The sequence below is a fragment of the Xanthomonas sp. NCPPB 3218 genome, assembly GCF_056725185.1.
In genome coordinates this window covers 4,796,303-4,809,181 of the sequence record NZ_CM161516.1, presented here as the reverse complement: position 1 = coordinate 4,809,181, position 12,879 = coordinate 4,796,303, and the positions used below count along the sequence as shown (strand labels likewise).

General features: G+C 66.3%; 12 protein-coding genes and 1 other RNA gene. 10 read left to right on the top strand and 3 right to left on the bottom strand.

Annotated elements, in window-relative coordinates:
• Positions 1 to 85 precede the first annotated feature (85 nt).
• The 7 genes from AC1PLS_RS20235 to AC1PLS_RS20205 all read left to right on the top strand — a co-directional run bounded on the left by AC1PLS_RS20235 (position 86) and on the right by AC1PLS_RS20205 (position 7,152).
• On the top strand, positions 86 to 1,468 hold the full coding sequence (locus AC1PLS_RS20235) for a DcaP family trimeric outer membrane transporter (protein ID WP_039521213.1): 1,383 nt from the start codon (positions 86 to 88) through the stop codon (positions 1,466 to 1,468).
• 84 nt (positions 1,469 to 1,552) lie between these two features.
• Positions 1,553 to 1,870, top strand: a complete 318-nt coding sequence (locus tag AC1PLS_RS20230) for a DUF485 domain-containing protein (protein WP_024937573.1) — start codon at positions 1,553 to 1,555, stop codon at positions 1,868 to 1,870.
• Complete coding sequence (locus AC1PLS_RS20225) at positions 1,867 to 3,594, top strand: cation acetate symporter (RefSeq protein WP_065033399.1); 1,728 nt, start codon at positions 1,867 to 1,869, stop codon at positions 3,592 to 3,594. The genes AC1PLS_RS20230 and AC1PLS_RS20225 overlap by 4 nt, the downstream gene beginning before the upstream one ends.
• A gap of 627 nt (positions 3,595 to 4,221) precedes the next feature.
• Positions 4,222 to 5,229: a glycerophosphodiester phosphodiesterase family protein gene (locus AC1PLS_RS20220; protein WP_024937571.1), complete on the top strand. Its 1,008-nt coding sequence runs from the start codon at positions 4,222 to 4,224 to the stop codon at positions 5,227 to 5,229.
• A gap of 61 nt (positions 5,230 to 5,290) precedes the next feature.
• A non-coding RNA gene (locus AC1PLS_RS20215) (sX9 sRNA) lies at positions 5,291 to 5,366 on the top strand.
• An 89-nt stretch (positions 5,367 to 5,455) separates the two neighbouring features.
• A complete protein-coding gene (locus AC1PLS_RS20210) occupies positions 5,456 to 6,346 on the top strand; it encodes a peptidylprolyl isomerase (protein ID WP_081280687.1) in 891 nt (296 codons plus the stop codon).
• Between the two features lie 92 nt (positions 6,347 to 6,438).
• Positions 6,439 to 7,152, top strand: coding sequence for a hypothetical protein (locus tag AC1PLS_RS20205; protein WP_481104001.1), 714 nt, complete (start codon positions 6,439 to 6,441; stop codon positions 7,150 to 7,152).
• Between the two features lie 85 nt (positions 7,153 to 7,237).
• Here the strand turns inward: AC1PLS_RS20205 and AC1PLS_RS20200 are convergent, their stop codons facing one another.
• Positions 7,238 to 8,386, bottom strand: coding sequence for an ROK family transcriptional regulator (locus AC1PLS_RS20200; RefSeq protein ID WP_184434973.1), 1,149 nt, complete (start codon positions 8,384 to 8,386; stop codon positions 7,238 to 7,240).
• Between the two features lie 493 nt (positions 8,387 to 8,879).
• Between AC1PLS_RS20200 and xth the strand changes: the two genes are divergently transcribed.
• Together xth and AC1PLS_RS20190 are read left to right on the top strand one after the other, a co-directional pair.
• Entirely contained in the window at positions 8,880 to 9,659 is a 780-nt protein-coding gene (gene xth, locus AC1PLS_RS20195; RefSeq protein ID WP_039513469.1) for an exodeoxyribonuclease III, read from the top strand.
• Positions 9,656 to 10,093: a GFA family protein gene (locus AC1PLS_RS20190; protein ID WP_184434970.1), complete on the top strand. Its 438-nt coding sequence runs from the start codon at positions 9,656 to 9,658 to the stop codon at positions 10,091 to 10,093. Before xth ends, AC1PLS_RS20190 begins: the two co-directional genes overlap by 4 nt.
• A gap of 55 nt (positions 10,094 to 10,148) precedes the next feature.
• On the opposite strand, the gene AC1PLS_RS20185 is transcribed toward AC1PLS_RS20190, so the two are convergent.
• Positions 10,149 to 10,400 carry a GlsB/YeaQ/YmgE family stress response membrane protein gene (locus tag AC1PLS_RS20185; protein WP_016901812.1) on the bottom strand — a complete coding sequence of 84 codons (252 nt, stop codon included), beginning with the start codon at positions 10,398 to 10,400 and terminating at the stop codon, positions 10,149 to 10,151.
• A 126-nt stretch (positions 10,401 to 10,526) separates the two neighbouring features.
• On the opposite strand from AC1PLS_RS20185, the gene AC1PLS_RS20180 reads away from it, so the two are divergent.
• On the top strand, positions 10,527 to 11,123 hold the full coding sequence (locus AC1PLS_RS20180) for a 4'-phosphopantetheinyl transferase superfamily protein (RefSeq protein ID WP_184434967.1): 597 nt from the start codon (positions 10,527 to 10,529) through the stop codon (positions 11,121 to 11,123).
• 111 nt (positions 11,124 to 11,234) lie between these two features.
• Here the strand turns inward: AC1PLS_RS20180 and AC1PLS_RS20175 are convergent, their stop codons facing one another.
• Positions 11,235 to 12,821, bottom strand: a complete 1,587-nt coding sequence (locus AC1PLS_RS20175) for an alkaline phosphatase D family protein (RefSeq protein WP_184434964.1) — start codon at positions 12,819 to 12,821, stop codon at positions 11,235 to 11,237.
• Between the last annotated feature and the right edge of the window lie 58 nt (positions 12,822 to 12,879).

Below are 12,879 nucleotides of genomic sequence, written 5' to 3'. Positions count from 1 at the left end.
GGCGAATAGGCTCCAAAGCGCGGACTGCCTCACGCTCCGCACAGCATCGCCATCAAGCGCGAGGCCTTATCGGGGAGAGGGGTCCATGACACACCGTACTGCACCGTTGGTGCGCCATCCGCTGGCGGCTGCCTTGTTCGTGGCGAGCATCCTGCCGGGCGTGGCGTTCGCGCAGACCGCCAAGGAAAAGGCGCTGGAAGCACGCATTGCCGAGCTCGAGCGTCAGGTCCAGCTGCTGGTGTCGGCGCAGCAACAACAGCAGGGCCAGATTACGCAGACGCAGACCCAGGTGACCGAGGTGCGCGCCGCGCAGGCACAGGCACCGGCCGCGCCTGCGGTGCCGGCCGGCAAGCGGCCGATCCAGCTGACCAGCATCACACCGAACGCAGCGGCGGGGACAACGTTCCGTTACGGTGGTTTCATCAAGGCCGACTTCATGACCACCCGCACCTCCGACGGCGCATTGCCCGAAGGCGCGGTGGGCCGTTACCTGTATATCCCGACCCAGACGCCGGTCGGTGGCCAGGCCTCGAGCACCGATACCGACTTCCATGCCAAGTTCTCGCGCTTCAACCTTGGCGTGGACACCGTCACCGAAAACGGCGACAAGATCACCGGCTTCATCGAGCTGGATTTCTTCGGCAACGCGCTGGCCAACCAGGTCAACAACCTGTACGGCGGCACCCTGCGCCACGCCTACGTGAGCTGGAACAACTGGCTGGCCGGCCAGACCTGGTCCAACTTCATCGATTCCACGATCCTGCCCGAGGCCGCCGACATCGTCGGGCCGACCGACGGCGCGCTGTTCAGCCGTCAGACCCAGATCCGCTACACCCGTGGCGCCTTCAGCGTGTCGGCGGAAAACCCCGAGACGCTGACCACGCCCTACCAGGGCGGCAACACCATCCTGGCCTCCGACCATGGCGCGATGCCGGACCTGACCGCGCGCTACAACTGGAAGGGCACCTGGGGCACGTTCGGCCTGTCGGCGATCGCGCGCCAGTACCGCACGCGCAGCGCGCTGACCAACGACACCGACTTCGGTGGCGCGATTGCCGGCGGCGGCCGCTGGATCATCAATTCCAACAACGATCTGCGCTACCAGCTCAGCTACGGCGAGGGCCTGGGGCGCTATCTGGGCCTGGGCAACGGGTCGGATGTGGAGATCGACATGGACGGCAATATCCAGACCGTCAGCACGATCGCCGGCTGGGTGGCCTGGCGCCACGATTACAACGCCAAGCTGCGCAGCACGATCATGTATTCGCGGGTGAACTACGACCACGACATCGCCAATACCGGCGCGCTTGCGAGCAAATCGCAGCAGAGCATCCGCGCCAACGTGTTCTATTCGCCGCTGCCCAAGGTCGATGTGGGCGCGGAGCTGATGTATGGCCGTCGCGAAGCCGAGAACGGCGACAGCGGCGACATTTCGCGCCTGCAATTCACCACCAAGTACAGCTTCTAGTTTCCGCCACCGGCGGCTCGTTCCACTGCGGTGGGACGGGCAAGGCCACCGTCGTTTTACCCGCGCTCTACCAGGAGACAGACAATGACCGTCTCGAATGACGCACTGATCGCCAAGATCGATGCCAATCCGAAGTACCACGCACTCAAGCGCCAGCGCAACGCGCTGGGCTGGACCCTCACCGTGCTGATGTTGCTGGCCTATTACGGCTACATCGGCCTGATCGCCTTCGACAAGGAATTCCTCGCCAAGCCGATCGGTGCCGGCGTGACCTCGATCGGCATCCCGATCGCGATCGGGGTGATGGTGTTCACCATCGTCATCACCGCCATCTACGTGCGCCGCGCCAACAACACCTACGACCAGCTGACCGCGCAGATCCTCGAGGACGCACGCAAATGAGCAAGTATTCGCGCCTTCTCCTGATCCTGGCCGGGCTGATGCCAGCCGGCATCGCGCTGGCCGCTGGCGGCGACATGGGCCAGGTCGACAAGCAGCCCACCAACTGGGTGGCGATCGGCATGTTCGGCTTCTTCGTGCTGGGCACCTTGTGGATCACCAAGTGGGCGGCGGCCAAGACCAAGTCGGCCTCGGACTTCTACACCGCCGGCGGTGGCATCACCGGCTTCCAGAACGGCCTGGCGATCGCCGGCGACTTCATGTCGGCGGCCTCGTTCCTGGGCATCACCGCGGCGGTGATGGCCAATGGTTACGACGGCCTGATCTATGCGATCGGCTTTCTGGTCGGCTGGCCGATCCTGACCTTCCTGATGGCCGAACGGCTGCGCAACCTCGGCAAGTACACCTTCGCCGACGTGGCCGGCTACCGCTTCGCGCCGACCGCCATCCGCAGCTTTGCCGCGTCGGGCACGCTGGTGGTGGTGCTGTTCTATCTGATTGCACAGATGGTCGGCGCCGGTGCCTTGATCAAGCTGCTGTTCGGCCTGGACTACTGGGTGGCGGTGACCCTGGTCGGCGTGCTGATGATGGTCTACGTGCTGTTCGGCGGCATGACCGCCACGACGTGGGTGCAGATCATCAAGGCGGTGCTGCTGCTGACCGGCGTGACCTTCATGGCGGTGGCGATCATGTGGCACTTCAACTTCAGCTTCGAGGCGCTGTTTGCCGAGGGCGTGCGGGTGAAGACCGCGATCGCGGCCAATGGCGGCGCATCGCCGGAGGACGCGGCCAAGGCCGGCCTGTCGATCATGGGCCCTGGCGGCTTCGTGAAGGACCCGATCTCGGCGATCTCGTTCGGCATGGCGCTGATGTTCGGCACCGCCGGCCTGCCGCACATCCTGATGCGCTTCTTCACCGTTCCCGATGCCAAGCAGGCGCGCAAGTCGGTGCTGTGGGCCACCACCTGGATCGGCTACTTCTACATCCTGATCTTCATCATCGGCTTTGGTGCGATCGCGCTGGTGCTGACCAACCCGCAGTTCGCCGATGTCGCCACCGGCACCATCCACGGCGGCAAGGGCGCGGCCAACATGGCGGCAGTGCTGGTCGGCAATGCGGTCGGCGGTAACGTGTTCATGGGCTTCATCTCGGCGGTGGCCTTCGCCACCATCCTGGCGGTGGTCGCAGGCCTGACCCTGTCCGGCGCCTCGGCGGTGTCGCATGACCTGTACGCCACGGTGATCAAGAAGGGCAATCCGGCGCCGGGTTCGGAGCTGAAGGTCTCGCGTGCCACCACCCTGGTGCTGGGCGTGATCGCGGTTCTGCTGGGCATCGTGTTCGAGAAGCAGAACGTGGCCTTCATGGTGTCGCTGGCGTTCGCCATCGCAGCCTCGGCCAACTTCCCGGTGCTGATCCTGTCGTTGTTGTGGAAGAACTGCACCACCCGCGGTGCGGTGGTCGGCGGTTTCCTGGGCCTGGTCTCGTCGCTGGTGCTCACCATCCTGTCGCCGTCGGTGTGGGTGGACACGCTGGGTAATGCAGCCGGTTCGGCGCCGTTCCCGTACACCTCGCCGGCGCTGTTCTCGATGACCATTGGCTTTGTCGGCATCTGGCTGTTCTCGATCCTGGATCACAGCCCGCAGGCCGCCAACGAACGTGCAGCGTTCAAGGCGCAGCAGATCCGTGCCGAAACCGGCCTGGGTGCCAGCGGTGCGTCGGGTCACTGACGTACAGTCACTGCGCAGTCGCAGAACGCCGGCCTTGTGCCGGCGTTTTGCGTTTTGGCCAAGGCTGGCAGCGGGCAGCGTCTGTGTTGCCACGCCCCTACGATCGTCTTCTGACGCGAAGGGCGGGGGGATATCGGTCGAGCGCGCGCACCGCGCGGGTGCCGACAGCGATCCAGTGTCGTGACGGCCCGGGCGCAACGCCCCATCAGACCTCGGTGCGCGGGCGTGCGACGCGCTGCGCGCGCATGCACGACAGCGCTGCGTCCTTGCGTGGCATCGATGCGATCGCATCGCCCGCTTCGTTTTGCACGCAATGCCTGCGCGATCGCGAACAACCGCAACACCAGCGAAGAAATTAAGTCATCTAGGGTGACTAAATTGGCCGCAAGCCGAACGCTGATCACGCCCGGCTTGGCCTCTCCCCCGGTATCGACCGGTTGGCGAGTGCGCTGCAAGCGAGTCCGCCGATTGCGTCGACCCGTCGGCTCTCGTCCACCTCTTGCCCTTCCTGTACCTACGAACCGGGACACCGAGACCATGCCTATCCTCCTCGCTCCACATCCGCTGGCCCGCGCCTGCCGCCTGTTCGGCGCCTTGGCCCTGCTGGCTGCACTGCCGCAGCTGGCGATGGCCGCCTGCAACGACAGCTCCGATATCAAGATGCAACGCATCCTGTTCAACTCCTCCAATACCGTTGTGCTGGCGCACCGTGGCTTATGGGGCAAATACGCCGGCATCGCCGACATGCCGGAAAACTCGCGCGGCTCGCTGCAGATCGCCAACGACCAGTGCATGGATGGCGTGGAGCTGGACGTCAAGCTCACCAGCGATGGCGTGCCGGTATTGCTGCACGACTACAACCTGGGCCGCACCACCACCGTGTGGCAGCAACATCCCGGAGTGAAGTACGACCCGATCACCAACCAGGGCGTCAACCCGTCGATTCTGGTCACCCCGTGGTCGCAGGTCAGCCAGTTGTTCCTGCTGACGCCTGATCGTCGTACCACCACCGGCTATCACGTACCGCGTGTAGATGAGCTGTTTGCCTATTACAAGCAGCACAACCTGCGTACGCCGATGGTGTTCGACATCAAGGATGCGGCCACGGTACGCGCAGTGCGCAAGGCCGCCGAAAGCCAGTTCGGCGCGGCATCGGGCAGCTATGTGGCCGCCAAGGTCAATGCAACGCTGTACACCAGTCGCGATGCCTATCGTGCAGATGGCAGCGGCATGGTCGGCATACCGGTGTTTACCACCAACATGCTGGGCAAGATCAATGTGCGCCAGACGATTTCGGCATGGATGAACAACGGTCACCAGACGATGGAGATCAACGTCAAGCAACTCGGCGGCCTGCTGCAGAGCGATGCCGATTTCATTCGCGAGCGTGGGTATCGCGTGGGCGTCTTCCAGGCGATTCCGGATGGCCCGTCTGCTGGCAAGTTCTATCAAAACAGCGGCGCCTGCTGCTACGCGCTGTCGGATCTGTATTTCTCCTACGGCGGTGGCCGCGACACGGCCGACAATCGCGGCAATCTGGATTTCATCGTACGCGACGAGGCCTTTGGCCTGATCACCAGCGACGACCCGAAAGCGGCCATCGCCTACCTGCGTGCGCGCGGCAAGCACGACTAAGAGCAACTGACGAAACTACTGCGCAGCCGCCAGGCGGGCGCGGCCGGTGCTCGGAGTCCTCATGTACCACTCGTACACGCCGGTCCCTGCGCGTCGCCCACGCCCACCTGACGACTGCTCGCTACGTTTCGTTAGCCGCTCTCAGCAGCTGTTGCCGGCCCGTGCGGGCCGGCGGTCCCGGCGGCGGCACTGCCGCCGCCGGTTCATGCCATGACGGAGATTGCCCATGTTTTCCACACCACATTGTTTCAGGCTGCTTTGGTTGAGCCTTGCCTGCTCCACACCGCTGGCGCAGGCCGCCACACCCGATGCACACCTGCACACTGGCCCGGCTTCCGGAAAGGTGCTGCAGATTGGACACCAGACCTTCAGTGCGCCGGAATATCGCGCGCTGGCCCTGGCCGACCTGCCGCAGAACGCCAATCCGGCCGTTGCGGCCGACCCGAGTTTCGTACGCGAATTTGCCGACCGGCTGCTGCTGGTGGACCAGGCCCGCCAGGCGCATCTGCAAGACGACCCGGTGGTGGCCGCGCACATCCGTCAGGCCACCGATGCCATTCTTGCCGAGGCAATGCAGCGGCGCGCACGCGATGCCGCGTCTATCGACGCCACGCAGGTGCAGGCCCAGTTCGATGCGCATCCGCACGATTACGACGAGGTTCGCCTCAGCCATCTATTCGTGGCGCTGCAGCCCCAAGGCGATGCCCGGCGCGGCACACCGTTGACCGATGCGCAGGCGCTCGCACGCGCACAGCGGCTCAAGCAGCAGCTGGATGCCGGCACGCCCTTCGAAGAACTGGCAATGCGCGAATCCGACGATGCTAGCACTGCGGCCGAGGGCGGCCAGCTGTCATCGATCTTCCTGCGCAACGTGGCCGATGTCTTTGCTGCGCCCGTGCAGGGGCTGGGCGTGGGGCAGGTTTCGGCCCCCGTCCGCGGGCCGGAGGGATATCACCTGATTCGTGTGGATGCGCGCATACCCGCCACGCTGGAGACAGCGCGCGGACAGATCGAAGTGCAATTGCGCGACCAGGCCGCCACCGCTGCGCTGGAACGTCTGCGCCAGGACAACCCGCTGCAGTTCGATCGCGCCGCACTGGAAGCGGCGCTGCGTTGATGCCAACGCCTGCGCTGAACGTTGGCGCGCGGCCATGGCATCGGAGGCGGTCGCGCTGGCCGGTGGCGGGCGCGATGTGCGTGGCCGTAGCGATGTCGGCCGCCGGAATGTGGAGCCTGCGCACGCCTGCTGCGTTGCACCCGCAGAGCAGCGTCGCTGCGCACCCTGCGGTGCATGCCGGCGTTGCATCGACGCAGCTGCCGGCGCGCGTCGGTCAGGGCCTGTTCGACAGCGCCATGCAACAGCTGGCCTGTCGTCAACAGGGTGAGGAGCGAGCCGCGCAGATCGCGCACGGCGGTGCACATGTGCCGCCATTGGAGGGCCGTCGCTGCGTCGCCGGCACGCAGCTGCAGATCGAGGCGCTGCTACGCACGGCCGCTGCGCACGGCGATACCGATGCGCAACGCTATCTACTTGCGCAGCGTGCGGCCGAGTTGCTGCAACGTGCGGTGGCCGGCGTACCTGCCGGCATGCCTGCGCAGCTGTCGGCGAGCGACGAACAGGAGGTGGCCGCGATTGTGGCCGAGTTGGAAGCGCTGGCATTGGCGGGCCATCGCGATGCCATCGACACCTTGGCGCAGGTGGTGGAATCGCCGCTGTTGCATGCGCCCGACCCTGTGTATGCGGCGGCGTGGCGGCTGGCGTCGCGCCAACCGCCGGACCACGCGCTGGATCCATCGGCACCGTTGCAGGCAGAAGACGAATTGCTGGAGTCGCTCACCCAGCAACAGCAGCAACAGGCACGTGAGCTGGCGGTTGAGTTGTTCGGCTATTGCTGCCGTGGGCGCGCTGCCACCGCAGATTGACGCCGGTTCTGCGACGCACGAACCAGCGCCCATCCAACGGCAACGCAGACTGTCAGCACCCGCGACAGGGGCGGGGCACCTTCAGTCAACGGAAGTAGCGCGCCTTCAACGGCAGCGTCGCCGCACCGATCGCGCAGGCGTCGGCCGGTGCCTCGGCCGGTAGCAGTAGCGGCATCGGCCTGCCCTGACCGCGACGCGGCAGGTTGTCGATCTGCACGGCGGCGATCAGGCGTCGGGCCAGATCGGCCGGCAGGCGGCCGCCGAACACGATCGCTTCCGGGTCGCACACCGCGGTGATTGCCGAGACGATCAACGACACCCCCGGCGCGCTGCGTGCGATCCAGCGCGCGATCGCCGGCCAGGTCGGGTCGTAGGCGGCCAGCAGGCTGCGCACGTCGGCAAATGCCACGCCGTCGTCGGCCAGCAGTTCGCGCAGCAGTTCCAGCGTGGCGCGTTCGAGCTTCTGTGCCGGCAGCATGCCAGCGAATTCACCGGCATTGCCGCGCGCACCGCGCATGACCTGGCCTTCGATGACCAGGCCGCCGCCGAACCCGTAGCTGAGATAGAGGTAGGCAAAGTCGCGATGTCGACGGCCCACGCCCAGCATCGCTTCGCCGGCGGCGGCCACGCTGCCGTCGTTGTCCATCCACACCGGCTGCGCGCAGGCCTGCGCCAGCCACGGCGCCAGGGCGAACTCGCCAAGCGCACGCAGCGGCTCGGGCGGATTGATGCGCCCGTCCTCGCCGGTAAAGAACCCGCTCATCGCCAACCCGATCCCCAGCCGCGGCCCCACCGCGTGGTCCAGGCCTGCCAGCAGCGCTGCGTCGCCGGCCTGCAGCTGCAGCAACACCGCGTCGGCACTGCGCGCGTCCAGCGGCAGCTCGCTGACCGCCAGTACCTGGCCGGCGAAATCCACCAGCGCCAGGCTCAGCGCGTCGGTGGCGATGGAGACGCCCAAGGTGTGGCCGTGCGCCGGGTTCAACGACACCGCCACCCCCGGCTTGCCGCGGCCGGCACGTGCCACGCCGCTGCCCATGTGGACCATGCCGCGCGCTTGCAGGCCTTCGATCAGGCGCACCGCAGTCTGCACGGTCAGCCCAGTGCCGCGGCTGAGGTCGGCGCGGGTGAGCACGCCGGCCAGGCGCAGGTGGTCGAGCATGTCGCGCTCGTTGCGGCTCAACCCGGGGAAATTCGGCGCATGCGGCGGCAATGCGACAGCGGCAGTGGACGGCATGGCGAGCGGTGGCGCGGGGGAGGGCCAGCTTACCCGGTCCGGTCGAAATAATTAATTTACAGTAAGTTATTGAATTGCCGGCCTCTGTCATCAGCGGTCATCCCGCCACACGCCTGCGCACCTGTCCGTGTTCCCGGCCGCGGCCTGCTGCCCCCCTGCTCGACCTGCACCGCCGAGCTGCAGATGGCCGACGGCAAGCGCCAGCCACGCGAGGCCAGCCGCGCCGACTACGGCGAGGCGCCCAACCGCGCAGCGCGCTGGCCTGGATCGCGCGCAAGTAGCGATGGATGCTGGTCGCCGACTGCGGCTCCAGCACCCTGACCTGGCGCGTGGACGGTGCGCCTGCGCGCGCTCAATCGTCTCATCCACACCGGCATTCCGAGCGGGAACGCCCGGTCGCCAACCAGTTCGGCGTGCGCATCGCCCCGCGGCCCTGAGCACGCTCCGGCGGCGCGGTACCATTGGTGGTTTGAACCACGGTCCGCGCTACGCCATGAAGATTGCCTCCTGGAACGTCAACTCGCTCAATGTGCGCCTGCCGCACCTGCAACAGTGGCTGGGCACGTTCGCACCCGACGTGGTCGGCATCCAGGAAACCAAGCTGGAAGACCACAAGTTTCCGGATGCGGCGCTGGCCGCTGCCGGCTATCGCAGCGTGTTCTGCGGGCAAAAGACCTACAACGGCGTGGCGATCCTGTCGCGCTCGCCGGCGCTGGACGTGCAGATGGGCATCCCCGGTTTCGACGACGTGCAGCAGCGCGTGATCGCCGCCACCGTCGATGGCGTGCGCATCGTCAACCTGTATGTGGTCAACGGCCAGGACGTGGGCACCGACAAGTACGCCTACAAGCTGCGCTGGCTGGCCGCGGTGCACGACTGGCTGGCGCAGGAGCTGCACAAGTATCCGCAGCTGGTGGTCCTGGGCGACTTCAACATCGCTCCGGATGCGCGCGATGTGCACGATCCGGCAGTGTGGAACGAGCACCACATCCTCACCTCCAGCGCCGAGCGCGCCGCGCTGGAACAACTGCTGGCGCTGGGCCTGCACGATGCGTTCCGGCTGCATCATGAGCAAGCCGAGCAGTTCAGCTGGTGGGATTACCGCCAGGCCGGATTCCGCCGCAATCTGGGCCTGCGCATCGATCTGACCCTCGTCTCGGAGGCCTTGCGCGCACGCGCGGTGGACGCGGGCATCGATCGCGAACCGCGCACCTGGGAACGCCCCAGCGACCACGCACCGGCCTGGGTGCGCCTGGCCGAGGCGGGCGCATGAGCGAGCGGCATCTGCGGCGTAGCACATACAAGGTTGGCGAGGTCACGATCAGCCCGGTGCATCGGCTGAGTTGCCACTGCGGCGCGGTGCAGATCGATCTGGATCTGCCGCACGGCCTGCTCGATCCACGTCGTTGCGACTGCTCGATGTGCCGCCGCCGGGGCGCCATCGTCGCCTCGGTGACGCTGGACGGCCTGCACGTGCGGCAGGGCGAGGATGTGCTGCGGCTGTATCAGTTCAACACGCACGTGGCGGCGCATTACTTCTGCGGTGTGTGCGGCATCTACACGCATCACCGGCGGCGCTCCAATCCCAACGAGTACGGCTACAACGTCGGCTGCCTGGAAGGCGTCAATCCCTATGCGTTGAACATCGCCGTGCCGGTGGAAGATGGGGTACACCATCCGTTGGATCGCGCTCCGGTCGATGGCTGAAACGACAACGCCCGGGCAAGCCCGGGCGTTGAATGTTCCATCAGTGGATGCGTGCTTAGCGCACGCGTCCACGGGTGAACAGATTGACGATTGCCAGCAGGATCACCGCACCCACCAGCGACCACACGAAGGTCCACAGCGTGATCGCCTGATTGATACCGCCACCGAACAGGAACCCGGCGATCAGCGCGCCGACGATGCCGACCACGATATTGAGAATGATGCCCTGCTGCGCATCGCGACGCATGATGATGCTGGCCAGCCAACCCACGATGCCGCCGACGATCAACCAGATGATGATGCCCATGTTGCCGAACTCCTCATGCGATTGCACCGGAAGTAGTGCATGGGCGCCATTCAACGCAGACCGGTGTGAAGTGACTGTCGAGCGTGGTCGCACGCGCATGCGGCTGTTGTGCTTGGTGCACGCAGCGTGACAGCGCACGCAAGCTGGCATATCGGCCCGGTGCAGCTGTGGCTGCGTCCGCACCGGCATGGCGAGCGTGGCGAACCGCAGGCGCGCGAGTTGCTGGGCCAGGCTTTGGCGCTGGAACCGGCCCAGGTGCCGCTGCGGCGCGACGAGCGCGGGCGGCCGTCGTTGCAGCCGGCCTTGCCCGACCGGGACACCGGCTGGAGCCATAGCGGCGATTATCTGCTGGTCGGCCTGGGGCAGGGCGTGCGGCTGGGCGTGGATCTGGAGCGCATCCGCGCGCGCCCACGTCTTCTGGAAATTGCGCAGCGATTCTTCCATGCCGACGAAATCGCATTGCTGGCTGGCCTGCAGCCGGACGCGCAACAGGCGCTGTTTTTCCGCCTGTGGTGCGCCAAGGAAGCGCTGCTCAAGGCGTACGGGCATGGCCTGTCGTTTGGCCTGCATCGGCTTGCCTACGCAGTGGCACCCGACGGCGCATTGCAGTTGCAGTGGTGCGACCCCGCGCTCGGCCAGGCCACGCAATGGCAGTTGCACGAATGGTGGGCCGCACCGGATTGCCGCGCTGCGCTGGCGTTCTACCCGTTGCCGGCCGAATAGGCGCGGCGATCGCTTCACTGCGTGGCTGCAGCGCAGGTGTGCGTTGCGTCCTGGACCGTGATGCAGCGCGTGCCGGACATGGATGCTTGCGTTGCTGGTCCGACCGACGTCTCAGGCATGTTCCGGCCGCGTCGCAGCGTGCGGCAAAATCGGCTGACGGAACTGCGCCACCCCATCCAGATTGCGCAAGGTCACCGTCAGCACGCCGGTGCGTGCATCGATTTCCACTTCGCCAAAGAACTGAAATCCGGCCAGCGGCGACAGGTTGGGTGCCGGCGGTGCTTTCTGGAAGATCACCGTCGGGCCAAAGGTGGCATCGAGTGCATTCGGGCCGAAGCTGCCGGCATTGAGCGGGCCGGCCACGAACTCCCAGAACGGCTCGAATTGCTGAAACGCCGCCCGATCCGGGTGGTAGTAATGCGCCGCGCAATAATGCACATCGGCGGTCAGCCACAGCGTGTTGCGAATGCGCGCTGTGCTGATGAAACGCAGCAGCGTGGCGATCTCCTGTTCACGCCCGCGCGGCACACCCGGGTCGCCGTTGGCGATCGCCTCCCATCGCGCGCGGCCTGCGGCGTCCTGCCCATCGGGCACCTGCAGGCCGATCGGCATGTCGGCGGCAATCACCTTCCATTGCGCGCGCGAGCCGGCCAGTTCGCGCTGCAGCCAGGCCAGTTGCTGCGGGCCCAGAAAGGCCGCGTCCGCGCCCGGTTGCGGCTGCAGGTTGTCGCTATTGGCGCCGCGATAGCTGCGCATGTCCAGCACGAACACATCCAGCAGCGGGCCATAACTGATCTTGCGGTAGATGCGCCCGTTGCCATCGGCATGCACGCCGCGCATCGGTGCGTATTCCAGAAATGCCTGACGTGCACGACCGGCCAGCACCCCAATATCGCGCACCTGATAGCGCTCGTCCAGCTGCTTGCCGGGCGACCAGTTGTTGGTGGTTTCGTGGTCGTCCCACTGCCAGACCTGCGCCACCTCGGCATTGAAGCGGCGCACATGCTCATCGAGCAGGTTGTAGCGGTAGTTGCCGCGGAATTCGTCCAGCGTTTCGGCCACCTTGCTCTTGGCCGCAGTAGTGAGGTTGCGCCAGCGCTTGCCTTCTTCCACGATCAGCTCGGCCGGGATCGGGCCGTCGGCATAGATGGTGTCGCCGCTGTGCAGGAAGAAATCCGGGTTGCGCTCGCGCATCGCGCTGTAGATGCGCATGCCGCCGATGTCCGGATTGATGCCGAAGCCCTGGCCGACGGTGTCGCCACTCCAGACAAAGCGCACATTGCCACGCGCCTGCGGCGCACTGCGCAGATGGCCGTGCACCGGTGCGCTCAAGACGCCGTTGTCGGCATCTTCGAAGCGCACCCGGTAGAAGATGTCCTGATCGCGCGGCAATGCGCCCAGATCCACCCGCGCAGTGAAATCGTGCGCTGGCGAAGCCACCGGCCCATCCACGCGACGCGCCTGACGCAGGCTCGGGCGCGTATCCCATTCCACCCGCAGCCGCGCCGGCCGATCGCAGCGGCTCCACAGCAACGCCCGGCCATCCACGACATCGCCGCTCTGCACCCCATCGGTGATCAGCGGCCGCCCGGACGGCGCAGCCAGACTGCGCGCGGACCAACCGGCAGTGGCCGGCAACAACAGGCCGGCACCCAGCCCTTGCAATACGCGGCGGCGGGCGGGATCGGAGGCGGTCATGGCATCCTCGAACGTCTGGCAGCGGCGCCCAGATATAGCGCCGCCGTCTTACCGGCGC

Coding starts and splice junctions, on each gene's coding strand:
- AC1PLS_RS20190 (WP_184434970.1), top strand. CDS start 9,656: ATGAGCGAGCGGCATCTGCGGCGTAGCACATACAAGGTTGGCGAGGTC.
- AC1PLS_RS20225 (WP_065033399.1), top strand. CDS start 1,867: ATGAGCAAGTATTCGCGCCTTCTCCTGATCCTGGCCGGGCTGATGCCA.
- AC1PLS_RS20200 (WP_184434973.1), bottom strand. CDS start 8,386: ATGCCGTCCACTGCCGCTGTCGCATTGCCGCCGCATGCGCCGAATTTC.
- AC1PLS_RS20220 (WP_024937571.1), top strand. CDS start 4,222: ATGGCCGCCTGCAACGACAGCTCCGATATCAAGATGCAACGCATCCTG.
- xth (WP_039513469.1), top strand. CDS start 8,880: ATGAAGATTGCCTCCTGGAACGTCAACTCGCTCAATGTGCGCCTGCCG.
- AC1PLS_RS20230 (WP_024937573.1), top strand. CDS start 1,553: ATGACCGTCTCGAATGACGCACTGATCGCCAAGATCGATGCCAATCCG.
- AC1PLS_RS20175 (WP_184434964.1), bottom strand. CDS start 12,821: ATGACCGCCTCCGATCCCGCCCGCCGCCGCGTATTGCAAGGGCTGGGT.
- AC1PLS_RS20205 (WP_481104001.1), top strand. CDS start 6,439: ATGTCGGCCGCCGGAATGTGGAGCCTGCGCACGCCTGCTGCGTTGCAC.
- AC1PLS_RS20235 (WP_039521213.1), top strand. CDS start 86: ATGACACACCGTACTGCACCGTTGGTGCGCCATCCGCTGGCGGCTGCC.
- AC1PLS_RS20210 (WP_081280687.1), top strand. CDS start 5,456: ATGTTTTCCACACCACATTGTTTCAGGCTGCTTTGGTTGAGCCTTGCC.
- AC1PLS_RS20185 (WP_016901812.1), bottom strand. CDS start 10,400: ATGGGCATCATCATCTGGTTGATCGTCGGCGGCATCGTGGGTTGGCTG.